The organism is Nocardia uniformis NBRC 13702, assembly GCF_001613345.1.
GTDB classification, from domain to species: Bacteria; Actinomycetota; Actinomycetes; order Mycobacteriales; family Mycobacteriaceae; genus Nocardia; species Nocardia uniformis.
Genome location: NZ_BDCE01000013.1, coordinates 68,919 through 84,995, shown reverse-complemented (window position 1 = coordinate 84,995; position 16,077 = coordinate 68,919). Strand labels below are relative to the sequence as shown.

Sequence of the window (16,077 nt, the reverse complement as noted above, 5' to 3'; positions counted from 1 at the left end):
GGGGCGATACCGCGACGCCGACGTCGGTGGTCAGGCGGTTCGCGCGTGATCAGGCGGTTCGCGCGGTGAGCGGGCCGTGCGATAGCAGCGCTCGGGTGGTTTCGTGCGCCGGAGCAGCGAAAATGCTTGCGGTACTGCCGGATTCCACCACTCGGCCAGCATCGAGGACCGCTACGGTGTCGGTGCGGTCGGCAATGAGGGGTAGGTCGTGGGCGATCAGGATCAGGGCCAGGCGGTGGCTCTCCCGCAGCCCGGCCAGGAGTTCCATAATGGCGGCGGCGGTGCGGGCATCCAGGGCGGAGGTCACCTCGTCGCAGATCAGCACGTCCGGTTCGGCGGCCAGGGCGCGGGCGATGGCGACCCGCTGGCGCTGACCTCCGGATAGTTCGTGCGGATAGCGCTGGGCGTACTCCGGTGGCAGTTCAACCTGGCGCAGTAACTCGGCCACCCGGTCTGCCCTCTCGCCGGAATCGCAGCGACGATGCAGCCGCAGTGGGCGGCCGAGTGTCGCGCCGACACTGCGGCTGGGGTTGAGCGCACCGAGTGGGCACTGCGGCACCAATTGAATCCGGCGGCGCTCGTCGCGACTGCGCCGCCGCAGCTCGCCGCGCAGCGGGACCCCGTCGAGCGCGACCGTTCCGCTGCCCGGGGGATGCAGGCCGACCACGGCGCGGGCCAAACTCGTCTTCCCCGAACCCGACGGGCCGACAATGCCCGCCGCCGATCCCGCTGCCACCGCGAAGTCGACATCGCGCAACACCTGCTGGCCGCTCGGCACAAAGGCCACGTGCAGACCTCGCACCAGCAAGCGTGGGTCCGATTCCGCCACAAGAGTTTCCGTGACCCGCGACGAGGTGGTGAGTTCGGCCGTATCCGACCCCGCAGCGAGGGCGTCCGAGCCGGTGGCCGTCCCGGAGCCGTCCGAAGCGCTGGCGGATCCCGCGACACTCGGGGCCGAGGCTTTCTCGCGCACAGACTCGGTCGCGACGGACCGGAGTGACATGTCGTCGGCGGTGTGCTTCGTCGCGACGGACGCGGCGGGCACGCCATCAGCGGCGGGCAACATCGCGACAGACTCAGCGGGCACGCCACCAGCGGCGGGCAACATCGCGACAGACTCAGCGGGCACGCCATCAGCGGCGGGCAACATCGCGACAGACTCAGCGGGCACGCCATCAGCGGCGGGCATCATCGAGGCGAACCCGGCACGCACATTATCGGCGGCGAGCACCGTTTCGGACCCGCCACATACAGCGCCGGTGGCAGTGGCAGTGGCAGGCATCTTCTCGGGCCCGCCACGCACATTGTCGGCGGTGGTGACAGGCACCGCCTCTGCGCGGACCGCGGTAGACGGCACTGCGTTCGCGGCCGCTTCGAGGCGGATCTCCTCGTCGGCGATGCGGGCGACGAGATCGCGGTCGTGGCAGGCGAATACGACGGCCAGGCCGCGTTCTCTGGCCAATTGGCGCAGTAGGTCGCCGATTTCGTCGCGCAGCTCCGGGTGCAGCCCGGCGGTCGGCTCGTCCAGGAGCAGCACATCGGGTTGGCGGGCGAGGGCACGTGCCAGGGCCAGCCGTCGCTGCTGCCCGCCGGAGAGCGCGCGGGGGTGGCGAGTGGTGAATCGCGCGTCGGTCGGGAGCCGTACCTCGGCGAGCAGTGCGGGGACGGCTCGGCGATCGACGGCTAGTTCTCGCACCAGCGCTCGTACCCGCATACGGGGATTGAGTGCCGATCCCGGATCCTGGCCCACGAATGCGATTCGGGTGCGGCGCAATTCGCGTAATTGGCCATCGCCCAGCGCGAACACATTGTGGCCGAGCACTTCCGCCTGCCCGGCGGTGCGAGTCGTACCCGGTGGCAGCAACCCGGTCAGTGCCCGGAGCAGCGTGGTCTTGCCGACTCCGGATGGCCCGGTCAGGGCGACGAGTCGTCCCGCATGCGCCGCGAAATCGTTCGCGCACAACATGGGTCGGCCATCCGACGCCGCGACCGACAGTCCTTTTACCCGCACAGCGGGAATGTCGAGGGGGTCCGGCTTCACCATCGCCGCACCGCCGCTCGACCGTCCTGGATACCCCGAACAGCCGCCGCGAGTCCGGGCCGATGCTTCCGGGCACGAGACTCGCCGGTCGCGGGATGCGCGGCGGTACCGTTATCGAGTTCGGCCTCGGCCGGATGGTTGGAACGGGTGCGTCGGCTGGGCAGCGGAGCCGAATTCATCGAGAGGCCACCGTGTTTCGGACGTGCCGGACCACCCGAACGACCGCTACGCTCCCTGGCCGATCCGTCCGCGTGGCGCGGTTCGCTGATTGCGAGGAACGGGACGGTAGCCGCATCGAGCTCGGGCGTAGCCGCCCTCCGGACATGGGTGCGTCGCTTGGGCAAAGGAGCCGAATTCATCGCAGGCTCACCGCCTTTCTTCCGATCTGAGGTGCGAGTGCCGAGGCGGCGAGGTTGACAGTCATGGCGAGCAGGCCGATGAGCAGGCTCGGGGCGACTACCGCCCAGGGGTTGAGCATGACTCCCGGACCGTTCTCGCGAATCATGAGCGCCCAGTCGGCGGCCGGTGGTTGCGGACCAATCTGAAGGAAGCCCGCGGTGGAAACCAGATAGACCGCGGCGACGAAGCGCAGACCGAACAGCGCCAGCAGTACAGCGCGCAGGTTGGGCAGCAGCTCACGAAAGACCAGATGCCACAGGTGTTCTCCACCCGCCGCAGCGGCCTCGACATAGCCGGAGGCCGCCACCGGCGCGGCGGCGCTGGCGATCAGGCGGACCGCGTACGGAACGCCCAGGACCACGGCCGCGGTAATGATGGCGAGTCGGCCGCCACCGGGCCAGGACAGTGCGATGAGCAGTAGACCGAGTACGGCCGGAAGGAGGATCAGCAGATCCGCCGCGCGGTCGACAATGCGGCCGACCGCCGGACGCAGTGCGCCGACCGCGCCCAGGACGGCGGCGAGCGCGGTCACGACGAAGGCCGCGATCAATGCCGAGACCACGAGTTCGCGGCCTCCCGCGAGCAGTCTGCTCAGCACATCCCGCCCGAGCAGATCGCCGCCGAGCGGAGCCGCACTATCCGGTTCCGCGTACGGACCGGTCACCGGAATGTCGATGGCATGCGGGGCCAGCCACGGGCCGATCAGCGCCAGGACGATCAGGACCAGTGCGGGGAAGAGGCGGAGGGCAGGCCGCCACGGGACCGCCGTCGGTATGCGCAGGACACGCGGCGAACGCGGGGCCGACCCCGAGCGCGTGGACCTGGCCGCACCAACCACCCGATCCGAAGCAGCGATGTCGCCCGCCCCCGTGACTCGATCCGGACCAGTTACGTCGCCAGCACCGGTCGCACCGCCCACACCAGCGACAGCGCCCGGACCAACATCGTCACCAGCACCAGTCACACCAGCGACAGCGCCCGGACCAACATCTGGACCTGTTACGTCGCCAGCACCGGTCGCAGCGCCCGGGGCGGGGGCACGCTGCGACCGGAGGGCGGCGGCCGCCTGACGGATTCGGTTCATCAGCGATCCCCTGCGATATCCGCGCCGAGTTCACTCATCGACGGCCTCCTGCCAATGCGTCACGGACCAGGTCGGCGATCAACAGCATGACCGTGATGACCGCACCGGCGAGGGCGGTTACCCCGGCGACCAGTGGGGCGTCGCGGTCGGCGGCGGCCGAGGCGAGGACCGAGCCGACTCCCGGGTAGTTGAAGACTGCCTCCACCACGACCGCGCCGCCCAGGAGCATGCCCGTCGAGGTGGCCAGACCCGTCACGATGGCGGGTAGCGCGCCCGGCAGCACATGGCGGAGCAGGACACGATGCGGGCGGAGACCGTCCAGGACGGCGGCCTCCACATGCGGTTCGCGCGCCTCATCGGCCAGGGCGGCGCGCACGATGCGCACATTCCAGCCAATCTGCGGAATGGTCAGCGCCAGTACCGGCAGCACCAGCATGCCCCAGCTGGCCGGGCTGCCATCGGCACCGGCGATGGTGACGGCGGGCAGCCACCCGGCCCAGAGCGACAGCAGCGCCACCAGGGCAATGGCCACCACGAATTCCGGCAGGGCGAGGACGGCGGTCGCGGTACCGGAGATCGATCGATCGAGCAGGCTGCCCGGGCGCAGCGCCGCCCAACAGCCCAGTGCGAGTGCGAAGGTCGCGGTCAGCAGCAGCGCGAGACCACCGAGCATCAGGGTGTTCGGGAACGGTCCCGCCACCAGCTCACTCACCGGTACACCGCGCGCCGACGTGCCGAGATCCCCCGCGGGCAGCCCTGTCAGCCAGTCCCAACAGCGTTGCAGCACCGGCCGATCCAGCCCCAGCATTGCCCGCCGCCGCTCGACATCGGCGGCACTCTCACCGCGTTCCGACGTGGCACTCGCGGCATCACCCGGCAGCAGATCCACCGTCACGAATACCAGCACCAGCAGCACCACCAGCAGCAGAGCGCGTTTCACCAGCAGCGCACCGACGCGCCCCATCGTTCGCAGCAAAGCACCTGTCGTACCGGACTGTCCCGACGCCGCATTCGACGCCGCACTCATCGGTTGAACCGGCTCATCCGGTTCAACCGCCACACCGTCGGGGTTCAGCGGGCCAGCCATGCGCCTTCGAGTTGCACCCTTCCGTATCCGGGGAGGTCGGGCAGGCCGTGGACGGCCGAACCCGCGAGATCGATGCCATCGGCCATACCCCACAGCAGGTAGCCGGAGCGTTCGTACTGGATACGCTGGAGTTCGCGGAGCAGTTCTGTGCGGGCGGCCTCGTCGCCGGTACCTACCGCGCGCTTGTAGGTGGCGTCGAATTCATCGTCGCGCCAGCCGGATTCGTTCTGACCACTGTCGGAGACCATGGTCTTGCTGGCGAAGAACAGCACGGAATCATTGGTGCCCCAGTACGTGGTGTACAGGTCGCCCTGCAACCAGGTGTCGTCCCAGAAGGATCCGGATTCCTGCTTGACCACCTCGATCTTCACCCCGGCATCGCGCACCTGGGTAGCGAAGAGGGTTGCCCCCTCGGCCAATCCGGAAATGTCCTCGGTGGTGTAGAGCTTGTAGGTCTTATTCGTGTCGAAACCGGCCTGCGCGAGCAGATCCTTCGCCTTGGCGAGATCCTTGGTCCGCTGCGGGATATCCCGCGCGTAGGCCGGATCTCCGGTGCCGAGAATGTCATTGCCGACCGTGCCGTAGCCGGACAGCACCTGCTTGACCATGGCCTCGCGGTCCACCGCCAACCGCAGTGCCTCGCGCACCCGCGCATCCGCGAAGGGGCTACCGTCGGCGGTGCGCATGACAATGGGCATGGCCATATCGTCGGACCGCCGCACGATCTGAATATCTTTGCGCCCCTCCGCCGTCCGCGCCGCCACCGCACCCACGTTCGAGGCCAGGTCGATCTGCCCCGACAGCAGCGCCGTGGCCATGGCCTGCGGGCTCTCGAAAATACTCACCTCAATGGCGTCGAGATGTACCGCGCCGCCGTACCAGTTCTCATTGCGCACCAGCCGGGCATTGCCGCCACGGAACCATTCCAAGACGAACGGCCCGGTGCCGGGCGCGTTCTCGATGTCGGTGGTGCCGTCCGGCACAACGAAGGTGGTGAGCCGAGTCAGCTGCGGCAGTTCGGCATTGGGGTAATCGGAGACGAGTACCACCGTGCCGGGACCGTCCGCGGTGATGTTCTCCGGCTTGATACCCGGAAGCCGGGAGGCACCGGAGGGCGTATTGCGCAGCCGCCGTAGCGAGTACACGATATCGGCGGAGGTAACCGGCCTGCCGTCATGGAATGTCGCCTCCGGCGCGACGGTGAACCGCCAGGTCCGCAGATCATCGGAGGCCTGCCAGGTAATCGCCAGCCGCGGTTCGGTAATGGTCTCGGCACCGGGCACGGTGAGGGTGTCATAGCGCAGGCTGAGGATCAGATAGTCGCTCTCATTGGCCTGGGTGCCATGCGGGTCGCGGGTAATCGCGCCCGGTCGACCCAGCGCACCCACCCGCAGGGTGCCGCCGCGCCGCAGTGGGCCCGACTCCGCGCCCGTTCCCGCATCCGTGTCATTGCCACCGCACGCGGCCAACAGCAGCGCGAGGCTCAGCCCGCCACCGGCCTGAAACAGCTGGCGTCTCGACAAATCCACGGCGTCCTCGCTTCGGGTGGGCCAATAACTCGATTAGGTTTGCCTACCCTTTTTGACTGATAGGCACAAGTCCGCCTCCGCAACGGCCGGATTCCGAAAGCGTTCAATGAGAAAAGCCGCAGGCGGCGGGGGATCAGACCGCGATCACGGCGGGCCTGTCCGCGGCGCGCCGGTATTGCCCTGGGGCCAGGCCGTATTCGCGTTTGAAGGCCTTGGCGAAGGCGAACTCCGACTGGTACCCGACCTTTCGCGCCACGGCGGCCAGGGGTGTGTCGGTTTCGCGCAGCAACCGGGCGGCGGTGAGCATGCGCCAGCGGGTCAGATACGACAGCGGAGGCTCACCGACGGTGGTGGTGAAGCGGCGAGCCAGGGTGGCGCGGGAAACGCCCGCGACAGCACTGAGCGCCGGCACCGTCCACGGGTGGGCGGGCTCACCGTGAATGGCACGCAGCGCGGCGGCCACCGCCGGATCGGTGAAAGCGCCTGCCCAACCGCCGGTTCGGTCCTCGGCCCGCTCGTCGAACCAGGCACGCAGGATGAACAGGAGCATGGTTTCGAGCAATGCCGGAACGGCGGCGTCGGTGCCGGGGCGCGGTTCGCAGATCTCGGCGACCAGTAGATCCACCGCCGCCCGCAGCGAGGGATGGCGGCCGGGGCGCGCCGGGAGATGAATGAATTCGGGCAGCTCGTCCAGGAGCGGATGACTGCGTTGACGGCCGAGTTCATAAGCGCCACACAGCAATGCGGTACGCGGCCCCGGACCGGTGATCTCCCGCGGCTCACCCGGTCGCGCGGTTTCGGTAATCGCGCTGTCCAGGCTGTCGGCCAGTAGGTGATCGGCACCGCGCGGCATGAACAGCACATCGCCGACCCCCAGCGGAATGGGATCGCCATCGCCCCGCAGCACCCAGCAGGAACCCTGTAGAACCACATGAAATCCCGCGCCGGGGACAACCGGGTAACTGCGCCCCCAGGGCGCGTGCCGAATGAACATACCGGAGGTGGGGTTCCCGGTTCGAATGGCGGCGATGGTCTCGCTGAGAATGTCCACAGCTTCACCATAGCGCTCATTCAATGAGCGTTTAAGGCATCATCATGAGATTTTCAGCCATTCAGAAGCTCACAGATGCTCAATAGCGTCATAGACATGACAACGACGAACCACATCGCGCAGCCCACCATCGCCCTCTACGGAGCCAATGGCCACACCGGCGGGTACGTTCTCGCCGAACTGAATCGGCGCGGACTCACCCCGATCCTGGTGGGCCGCAATGCCGAACGGCTCCGTGCCGCCGCCGACCGGGCCGGACTCCCCCGGGCCGAAATCCGCATCGCGGACGTCACCGATGATGCCGCGCTCGTCCGCGCCTTCACCGGTGCCGACGTGGTGATCAGCAGCCTGCCCGCCTATGTCGATCTGGGTGAGCCGGTACTGGCCGCTGCCATCGAGGCCGGGGCACATTACACCGATATGGCCGGTGAGCAGTTGTTCCTGAAGAAGGTTTTCGACGCCTACGGCACGCGGGCCGAATCGGCCGGTGTCACGGTGGTTTCCGGTATCACCGACAGCAATCTGCCGGGCGACCTGCTCGGATACCTGACCGCGCGCCGGGTGAACCGACCTGCCGAGATGGTCATCAGCCACCTGAGCCGCAGCGGCGGTAACGGTTCCAGGGGCAGCGCCAAAACCGTACTTGCGAGCCTGGATTGGTTCAGCTCCGGTGGCTGGCACTACGAGCACGGAGAGTTCCGCACCGGTCCGGGACGCACCACCGAAATGACCTTCCCCGGCGACCCGGCCCCCACCGAGGTGGCGAAATTCCCGCAGCCACCGGTGCTGACCATCCCCCGGCACTCCGAGGTGTCCTATGTCGCCGGAGCCCTGGACACCGGCATTCTGTCGCTGCTGAGCGGATTCACCTACGAGGCATTGGATTCCATGCCGGATGAGCCCAGTTCGGATCTGCGCTACGACCTGGTGGTGGATGCGATCGGCGCGGACGGCGAGGGCGTCCGCGGCGTGGTCAGCGGCGTCGATTCGTACCGGGATTCCGCACTCATGGCGGTCGAGGTGGCCGCTCGGCTCGCGGACGGTGAGGCGAAGTCCGGCGCGCTGGCCGTGGCCGAGGCATTCGACGCCGAAGACATGCTGAATTCGCTGGAGCGGCACGGCATCACCTGGCGCATCGAGACATACTGAACCGGCAGCCCGTCCGGAGTAACCGTCATTCCGGCGCACTTTCGGCCGGAATCCACCTGTGCAGGCCAGTGGCTCCCGGTCAAACCATGCCGGGACGATGGGGTCCGGCGGCTGCGCACGGTTAGATTGGTCTGATGAGCGATGACCGCCCGAAGCTGGCCGCGGAATTGGATCTCCTGCCGCATCCGGAAGGCGGCTGGTTTCGGGAAACCTGGCGCAGCCCGGTGGAATTCACACCAGCGGGCTACGACGGCCCCCGCGCCAGCGCGACCGCGATCTACTTCCTGCTGCTGCCCGGCGAGAAGTCCGCACCCCATACCGTGACGTCGGACGAGATCTGGATGTGGCACCGGGGCGGCCCGCTGCTGCTGAATATCGGCGGGGAGGAGATCGTCCTGGGTCCCGATGTCGAACAGGGCCAGCGGCCGCAGGCGGTGGTGCCCGGTGGGGTTTCCCAATCCGCCCGCCCGGTGGGCGACGACTACGCCCTGGTGAGCTGCGTCGTCGCCCCGGGCTTCGATTTCGCCGACTTCCGACTGGATTGACCCACTCTGGGATCTCTCACAACCCGCTGCTGACGCAGCGGGTTGCGGAAAGTGGAGAGGGAGGCCGGGGGTTCTCGCTCCCCGCAGCCGACGGTGAGGGCGGGCGGGGGTTTAGTCGTCGATCTGGAGGATGCCCTCGGCCACGGCGTGGTCGAGGGTTTTCTCCAGGTTCGGGCAGGAATCGGGTTTGCCGAAAACCGGTCCGGCTGCGGCGAGTTGGCGGAAGACCGGGCAGTGGTCGGCGGGGTTCACCGTCCACTGCACCGTCTTCTGCTGAGTGCTGTGCTTGCGTGCCAGCACCTCGGTGCCGCAGGTCTGGCACGCGATCGGAGTGAGACCCGACTCCATGTAGTGCTGTTTGTCGGCGACCGTCTGGGCGCGCACCAGTGCCTGCTGTTCCGGACGGTCCGCGAAGTCCGGTGCTTTCGCCCAGCTGGTCATCAGACGTTCGCCTCCTGCGATGCGGCTTCGGCGGCCGCTTCATCGGCTTCCCGCTTCTTACGTAGGTTCTCGGCGACCTCCAGCTCCCAGGCCTCATTGGCCTTGGAGGTGTCGACCTCGAACTCGAAGCGCTGGGTGGACTTGGGATCGATATCGGCGACGTCCTGGTAGAACTGGTCGTACCAGCGACGCAGCTGGTAGACCGGGCCGTCCTCCTCGGTCAACAGCGGATTGTCGATCTTGGACTTGTGCTTCCAGATCTCGACATCCTGCAGGAAGCCGACACTGACGCCCTCGGTCATCTTCTCGGCGAATACCGCGGCCTGCTCCTCGGGGAAGCCCTTCGGCTTCTCCAGCGTGACGCCCCACTGCAGCATGAACGAATTCTGCGTGACCGGGTAGTGGCAGTTGATCAGAACCGTCTTGACCTGGAACCCGCTGTAGATATTCAGCAGCGGATTGATCATGTACGACGGCCCGAAGTACGACGCCTCCGACTCGAGCAGCACATCGACGCCCTGTTCGGCGGCGGCGCCGATATCGGGCCGCCCCTTGGTCTCCAGGTACTGCGTCGCCACATGGCCCTCGAAGACGTTCTTGAAGTACGTCGGGAAGGCGTAGTGGATATAGAAGAAGTGCGCCATATCCACGACATTGTCGATGATCTCGCGGCAGTTGGAGCCCTCGATCAGCATCGAGTGCCAGGTCCACGGGGTCCAGTTGTCATTGCGCGTCTCGAGGGTGTTGCCCTCGGCATCGGTGAACATGCCATCGATGTAGGGAATGGTCACGTCGTCCGGCGGCGGATTGCCCTCGTGGTCGTGCCAGACGAACAGCTGGTCGTTGCGCACCAGCGTCGTCCAGGACCGGGTGCGGGCCAGCGGGGGCACCCGGCGCGCATACGGAATACCCGTGCACTTGCCATTGCCGCCCCAACGCCAGTCGTGGAACGGGCAGGCGATGGAATCGCCCTTGACCTCGCCCATCGACAGATCGCCGCCGAGGTGGCGGCAGTAGCCGTCGAGTACCTTGAGATCGCCGTGGCTGTCCGCCCAGACGACCAGTTTGGTCCCGAACGCGTTGACCGAGTGTGGCTTGCCGTCCCGGAAGGTTTCGGCCAGGCCAAGGCAATGCCAGCCCCGGGCATACCGGGTGGGCATGCTGCCCACGTCGATCTCACGGACCTTTCCGCGGGGCCCCTGGGGGGTTGTTGCCATGAGTCCATCCTCCTCTGGAAGTACTAGAACACGTTACAAAATAGAGTGGGCTATGCGCCACCCGGAGCTTCGATAACCAGGCATGGGCCTGTATCAACCCGGGTAGGACCTCTGTTCTCGACAGGGAATAGGAACGTGTTCTAGTCTCAAAGCCAGACGAACACGTTTCCGAAGCAGGCAGGAGCAACTGGCGAGATGACGCAAGAAGTAGTTGAGCGGGTCGAGGCGCTGCTGCCCACGCTGCGCGATCGCGCGCAAGAGGCGGAAGATCTGCGCCGTCTGCCGGAAGAGTCCGTGAAGGATCTGCAGGAGACCGGTTTCTTCAAACTGCTGCAGCCGCGCCAGTGGGGTGGCTACGCCGCGGATCCGGTCGTGTTCTACGACACCGTGCGCAAGATAGCCAGCGCCTGCGGGTCCACCGGCTGGGTTTCCGGCATTATCGGCGTCCACAACTGGCACCTGGCGCTGTTCGATCAGCGTGCGCAGGAAGAGGTCTGGGGCGAAGACACCGACGTCCGCATCTCCTCGTCCTATGCCCCGATGGGCGCCGGTCTGGTGACCGAGGACGGCAGCGGCTACACCGTGAACGGCAAGTGGGCCTGGTCTTCCGGCTCCGATCACGCCGACTGGGTGGTCGTCGGCGGCCCGGTGATCAAGAACGGCAAGCCGGTCGATTTCGGCTCGTTCCTCATCCCGCGCAGCGAATACCGCATCGATGACGTGTGGCACGTGGTCGGCTTGCGCGGTACCGGGTCCAACACGGTCGTCGTCGAGAACGTGTTCGTACCCAGGCACCGTTTCCTCAGCTTCCGCGCCATGAGCGAAGTGAAATCTCCTGGCCTGGAGCAGAATACCGACCCGGTCTACAAGATGCCGTGGGGAACCATTCACCCCACCACCATCTCCACCCCGATCGTGGGTATGGCCTACGGCGCGTACGAGGCGCATGTGGAGCATCAGGGCAAGCGGGTGCGCGCCGCCTACGCGGGCGAGAACGCCAAGGATGACCCCTTCGGCAAGGTGCGAATCGCCGAGGCCGCCAGCGATATCGACGCCGCTTGGCGTCAGCTGTCCGGCAATGTCGCCGATGAGTACGCGTATCTGGTTGCGGGCCAAGAAATCCCGTTTGACGTGCGGGCCCGCGCTCGCCGCGACCAGGTTCGCGCCACCGGCCGGGCCGTCGCCTCCATCGATAAGCTGTTCGAGGCATCGGGTGCGACCGCCCTCGCCAACGGCACTCCGCTACAGCGATTCTGGCGGGACGCGCATGCCGGCCGCGTACACGCGGCCAACGACGCCGAGCGCGCGTACGTCATGTACGGCTCGCACGCGTTCGGGCTGCCGATCACGGATACGATGGTGTAGCCCATGACCACAGTGGGAGAAATCACCTTCGAATCCACCTCGCGCTACGCACAGGTGCGCGAGGACCTGAAGCTGCACTATCACGAGGCGGGCGTCGGCAACGGCCCCACCATCGTGCTGCTGCACGGCGGCGGACCGGGAGCTTCCTCCTGGTCCAACTTCGCCAAGAACATTCCGGTGCTGGCGCGCGAATTCCATGTGATCGCAGTCGATCAGCCCGGCTTCGGGCAGTCCGATAAGCCGATCGATCACCCGCAGTACTTCGTGCACGCGTCATCGGCGCTGAAGGATCTCCTGGACACCCTCGGCATTACCGAACGTGTTCATCTGCTGGGCAATTCGCTCGGCGGCGGCACCGCCACCCGGTTCGCGCTGGACTATCCGGATCGCGCCGGAAAGCTGGTGCTCATGGGGCCCGGCGGGTTGAGCGTGAATATGTTCGCGCCCGATCCCACCGAGGGTGTGAAGCTGCTCAGCAAGTTCAATTACGAACCCACGAAGGAAAACCTCGAGGCGTTCCTGCGGATCATGGTCTTCGATCAGAAGCTGATCACACCGGAACTGGTCGAGGAGCGATTCGCCTCGGCATCGACCCCGGAAGCCCTGGCCGCCACCCGCGCCATGGGAAAGTCCTTCGCCGGAGCCGATTTCCAGAAGGGCATGATCTGGCGCGACGCCTTCAAACTGCGTCAGCCGGTCCTGATGATCTGGGGCCGCGAGGATCGGGTGAACCCCGTCGATGGCGCGCTCGTAGCACTGAAGATGGTGCCGCGGGTGCAGCTGCATGTGTTCGGTGGCTGCGGCCACTGGGCGCAGCTGGAGAAGTTCGACGAATTCAACCGGCTGGCAACTGACTTCCTGCTCGGTATCAAGGAGAAGTGAGCATGAGTATTCGAGCACTCGGATACATGCGCATCGAGGCCACCGATGTGGCGGCCTGGCGTGAGTACGGCCTCAAGGTGCTCGGCATGATGGAGGCTCCGGGTCCCGGCCCGGACACCCTCTACCTGCGCATGGACGACTTCCCGGCCCGGCTGGTCATCGTCCCCGGCGACCAGGACCGGTTGCAGGTTTCCGGCTGGGAGGTCACCGACGCCCCCGCGCTGCAGGGTCTTCGGGAGACACTGTCGAATGCCGGGGTGCCCTTCAAAGAGGCCACCAAGGAAGAGCTCGCCGATCGCCGCGTCGAGAATATGATCCGGTTCGAGGATCCGGCCGGTAATCAGCTGGAGGCCTTCCACGGGTCGCAATACCTCGCGCGTCGATTCATCAGCCCCTACGGGCACAAGTTCGTCACCGCCGAGCAGGGTCTGGGCCATGTGGTGCTGACCTGCACCGACGATGCCGCGGCGCAGGCGTTCTACCAGGATGTGCTCGGCTTCCGGCTGCGCGACTCCATGCGGCTGCCCCCGCAGATGGTCGGCCGTCCCGCCGATGGCGATCCGGCCTGGCTGCGGTTCTACGGCTGCAACCCGCGCCATCACTCGCTGGCGTTCCTGCCGCTGCCGAACCCGACCGGGATCGTGCACCTCATGGTCGAGGTGGAGAACTCCGACGATGTCGGGCTCTGTCTGGATCGCGCGCTGCGCAAGAAGGTGAAGATGTCGGCTACCCTCGGACGGCATATCAACGACAAGATGCTGTCGTTCTATATGAAGACGCCAGGCGGTTTCGATATCGAATTCGGTTGCGAGGGTCTGGAAGTCGAGGACCATTCGTGGATAGCCCGGGAATCCACCGCCGTGAGCCTCTGGGGTCACGACTTCACGGTGGGAATGCGGCAGCAATGAGCGATGGGGCGGAGATGACCACCGAGGAATATCCGGCGATCGACGGACGCGGGTTCCGAAATGTGCTGGGGCAGTTCTGCACCGGCATCACCATCATCACCACCTTCGATGAGGTGGAAGGTGAGAAGAACCCGATCGGCTTCGCCTGCCAATCGTTCGCCGCCCTATCCCTGGATCCGCCACTGGTGCTGTTCTGCCCCACCAAGACCTCGCGGTCCTGGGCGGCGATCGAACGCTCCGGCAAGTTCTGCGTGAATATCCTCGCCGAGGAACAGCAGGAGGTGTGCGCCCGCTTCGGTTCCCGCGAACCGGACAAGTTCGCCGGAACCGACTGGCACACTTCCGATCTGGACCTCCCGGTGCTGGACGGCACGCTGGCCACGCTCCAGTGCACTGTGGCCGATGTGCGCGACGGCGGCGATCACTTCATTGTGATCGGACGTGTCCTGGCCCTGTCGGAATCCACGGATTCCGACAGGCCGCTGTTGTTCTACCGAGGTCAGTACACCGCCATCGAACCGAAGAAGAGCAAGCCCGCACCCTGGCGTGCGGATCTCGAGCACTTCCTCACCACGACGACGTTGGACACCTGGTTGTAGGAGACCCAACTCTCGGGACTCTCAGGGGCTGTGCCCCTGAAATCCCGGCGTCGGGTCGCGATCGGCGGCTGCCAGGCCCCTGCGGATTCCCTGCGGGGGCCTGCTACGTCAGTACTTCGTGCCCACTGGGCTTCCCGATGCCGAGCCGAGCTCCGTCGGTGCTGTTAGGCCGCGGTGCGGGCTTGGCGGCGGTGGTGAGCGCCCGCACCGCGCGCTCCGGATATGTCGAGCGTGATCATGCGCCCGGGCCGCGCCCGGCCGAACTCGACCACGCCGTCCATCCTCGCGTGAGCGCGTAACAGGCGATCAGAACCGCCGTCAGCACCCCGTCGGCGGCGGCCATGGCGCCCGCGCCGTCGACCTCGCCGACCGTCCAGAACGCGCCCGTCACGGCGAGGGCGAGCTTGTTCAGTATCGTGAGTTCCCATAGGCCGGGTGTCGACCGCGGACGCCACGCCAGTAGGACGAAGAGTCCGGCGAATGTCACCAATCCATACGCTCGCCACACCTTCGTGGTTTTGGCGTCACCAGCGGCGTCGATCACCTCGGGAATGAGGCTCGCCGCACCGGCCACCGCCGCCACCGCGATCAGTCCGAGCAACAGCCGGGCTATCCGGTCACGCCAGAACGCGACCGGGTACGACGATTCGGGGATCAATGCCATCCGCTGCCCTCTCCTCGGCCCACGATCGACTGTAACCGAGGTCGTCGCCCACCGCGCCCGACGAAAACCCCTGCGCCCCTGCCGGACCGACGGCTACCGTACGGGCTTGGCGGCGGTATTGGCCTGGGGCGAGGCCGTATTCGCGTTTGAAGGCCTTGCCGAAGGCGAATTCGGAGCCGTAGCCGGTGCGGGACGCGACCTGGCTGACGGGGATGTCGTCCTCGCGGAGTAGGCGGGCGGCGGTAGTCAGACGCCAGCGGGTGAGGTAAGCGAGTGGGGGTTCGCCGACCATGGCGGCGAAGCGTTTGGCGAAGGCGGCGCGGGACAGGCCCGCGCGGTCGGCCAGCGATTGCACGGTCCAGGCGGCGGACGGGTCCTCGTGCATGGCGGACAGGGCCGGGGCTACCGCTGGATCACGCAGTGCCGCGGCCCATCCCACCGATTCCGATTCGGGTTGCTCCTCGATCCAGGCGCGCAGGATGTAGAGCAGTAGCGAATCGATGAGGGCCGGGACTATGCCGTGCGAACCCATTCGTGGGTTGTCCAGCTCCGCACCGAGCAGCTGGACGGCGGCGGTCAGCTCCGGGCGGCGACCGTGCTGGGCCGGGAGATGGATGAATTCCGGCAGCTGCCGAAGCAGCGGATGCGGACGTGCGCCATCCAGGTGATAGTTGCCGCACAGCAGACTGGTGAGTGGGCCATCGCCGCCGATCGTCACCGCACCCACCGGCGGTAGGGCCGTGTAATGCTCGGGCCCGGGCACTTCCGCCGGGGTGGAGGGGTGGTCGGCGAGGATATGGCCCGCGCCGTCGCGCAGGAAGATCACATCGCCGGGCCCCAGGGCAATCGCCTCGGCTGACTGCTCGGACGGGACGATCCAGCATGTCCCGTGCAGGACGACATGGAAGCCCGCCCCGAGCACCTCCGGCAGCCGCATCCCCCACGGCGCGCGGCCGTCGGTGCGCACCGAACTCGGCGACCCCGTCCGCATCGACGCCAGCGCCTCGCTCAGGACGTCCATCCCGCTCTCCTTCACTCGGCCCGCACTTCTCACCTGCGGTCCACTCATTGTGGACCGAGCCCCGACCGCTGCCGATCGAGGCTGCGGATAATCGC

Annotated in this window: 16 protein-coding genes; 6 read left to right on the top strand and 10 right to left on the bottom strand. The window is 66.9% G+C overall.

Annotated features, from left to right (window positions below; translation table 11 throughout):
• Positions 1–49 precede the first annotated feature (49 nt).
• From NU1_RS42660 to NU1_RS03855, 6 genes are all read right to left on the bottom strand, one after another.
• Positions 50–2,044, bottom strand: a complete 1,995-nt coding sequence (locus tag NU1_RS42660) for an ATP-binding cassette domain-containing protein (RefSeq protein ID WP_084520963.1) — start codon at positions 2,042–2,044, stop codon at positions 50–52.
• Complete coding sequence (locus tag NU1_RS03875) at positions 2,038–2,220, bottom strand: hypothetical protein (RefSeq protein WP_067517425.1); 183 nt, start codon at positions 2,218–2,220, stop codon at positions 2,038–2,040. Before NU1_RS03875 ends, NU1_RS42660 begins: the two co-directional genes overlap by 7 nt.
• 176 nt (positions 2,221–2,396) lie before the next feature.
• Positions 2,397–3,278, bottom strand: a complete 882-nt coding sequence (locus NU1_RS03870) for an ABC transporter permease (RefSeq protein WP_245719935.1) — start codon at positions 3,276–3,278, stop codon at positions 2,397–2,399.
• Positions 3,279–3,558: 280 nt separating this feature from the next.
• Entirely contained in the window at positions 3,559–4,500 is a 942-nt protein-coding gene (locus tag NU1_RS03865; RefSeq protein ID WP_245719934.1) for an ABC transporter permease, read from the bottom strand.
• A 95-nt stretch (positions 4,501–4,595) separates the two neighbouring features.
• Complete coding sequence (locus tag NU1_RS03860; protein ID WP_067517421.1) at positions 4,596–6,140, bottom strand: ABC transporter substrate-binding protein; 1,545 nt, start codon at positions 6,138–6,140, stop codon at positions 4,596–4,598.
• Positions 6,141–6,273: 133 nt separating this feature from the next.
• Positions 6,274–7,191 carry an AraC family transcriptional regulator gene (locus tag NU1_RS03855; RefSeq protein ID WP_067517418.1) on the bottom strand — a complete coding sequence of 306 codons (918 nt, stop codon included), beginning with the start codon at positions 7,189–7,191 and terminating at the stop codon, positions 6,274–6,276.
• A 96-nt stretch (positions 7,192–7,287) separates the two neighbouring features.
• Here NU1_RS03855 and NU1_RS03850 point away from each other — a divergent pair, with 96 nt between their 5' ends.
• Together NU1_RS03850 and NU1_RS03845 are read left to right on the top strand one after the other, a co-directional pair.
• Entirely contained in the window at positions 7,288–8,340 is a 1,053-nt protein-coding gene (locus NU1_RS03850) for a saccharopine dehydrogenase family protein (RefSeq protein ID WP_067517416.1), read from the top strand.
• Between the two features lie 134 nt (positions 8,341–8,474).
• Positions 8,475–8,885, top strand: a complete 411-nt coding sequence (locus tag NU1_RS03845) for a cupin domain-containing protein (protein ID WP_212761910.1) — start codon at positions 8,475–8,477, stop codon at positions 8,883–8,885.
• Positions 8,886–8,996: 111 nt separating this feature from the next.
• On the opposite strand, the gene NU1_RS03840 is transcribed toward NU1_RS03845, so the two are convergent.
• Both NU1_RS03840 and NU1_RS03835 read right to left on the bottom strand, forming a co-directional pair.
• Entirely contained in the window at positions 8,997–9,326 is a 330-nt protein-coding gene (locus NU1_RS03840; RefSeq protein WP_067517412.1) for a hypothetical protein, read from the bottom strand.
• Positions 9,326–10,543, bottom strand: coding sequence for a 3-ketosteroid-9-alpha-monooxygenase, oxygenase component (locus tag NU1_RS03835; protein ID WP_067517410.1), 1,218 nt, complete (start codon positions 10,541–10,543; stop codon positions 9,326–9,328). Before NU1_RS03835 ends, NU1_RS03840 begins: the two co-directional genes overlap by 1 nt.
• Positions 10,544–10,738: 195 nt before the next feature.
• Here NU1_RS03835 and hsaA point away from each other — a divergent pair, with 195 nt between their 5' ends.
• Genes hsaA through hsaB form a run of 4 tightly spaced genes read left to right on the top strand, consistent with a single transcriptional unit; the run spans position 10,739 to position 14,297 of the window.
• Positions 10,739–11,908: a 3-hydroxy-9,10-secoandrosta-1,3,5(10)-triene-9,17-dione monooxygenase oxygenase subunit gene (hsaA, locus tag NU1_RS03830; RefSeq protein WP_067517408.1), complete on the top strand. Its 1,170-nt coding sequence runs from the start codon at positions 10,739–10,741 to the stop codon at positions 11,906–11,908.
• A 3-nt stretch (positions 11,909–11,911) separates the two neighbouring features.
• Positions 11,912–12,790 (top strand): 4,5:9,10-diseco-3-hydroxy-5,9,17-trioxoandrosta-1(10),2-diene-4-oate hydrolase, encoded by an 879-nt coding sequence (gene hsaD, locus NU1_RS03825; protein WP_067517406.1) that lies wholly within the window; start codon positions 11,912–11,914, stop codon positions 12,788–12,790.
• Positions 12,791–12,792: 2 nt separating this feature from the next.
• On the top strand, positions 12,793–13,698 hold the full coding sequence (hsaC, locus tag NU1_RS03820; RefSeq protein ID WP_067517404.1) for an iron-dependent extradiol dioxygenase HsaC: 906 nt from the start codon (positions 12,793–12,795) through the stop codon (positions 13,696–13,698).
• Positions 13,695–14,297, top strand: a complete 603-nt coding sequence (gene hsaB, locus NU1_RS03815) for a 3-hydroxy-9,10-secoandrosta-1,3,5(10)-triene-9,17-dione monooxygenase reductase subunit (RefSeq protein WP_157551970.1) — start codon at positions 13,695–13,697, stop codon at positions 14,295–14,297. The genes hsaC and hsaB overlap by 4 nt, the downstream gene beginning before the upstream one ends.
• 235 nt (positions 14,298–14,532) lie before the next feature.
• On the opposite strand, the gene NU1_RS03810 is transcribed toward hsaB, so the two are convergent.
• Both NU1_RS03810 and NU1_RS03805 read right to left on the bottom strand, forming a co-directional pair.
• Positions 14,533–14,961, bottom strand: coding sequence for a hypothetical protein (locus tag NU1_RS03810; RefSeq protein ID WP_067517402.1), 429 nt, complete (start codon positions 14,959–14,961; stop codon positions 14,533–14,535).
• Positions 14,915–15,982, bottom strand: a complete 1,068-nt coding sequence (locus NU1_RS03805) for an AraC family transcriptional regulator (RefSeq protein WP_084520960.1) — start codon at positions 15,980–15,982, stop codon at positions 14,915–14,917. The genes NU1_RS03810 and NU1_RS03805 overlap by 47 nt, the downstream gene beginning before the upstream one ends.
• Between the last annotated feature and the right edge of the window lie 95 nt (positions 15,983–16,077).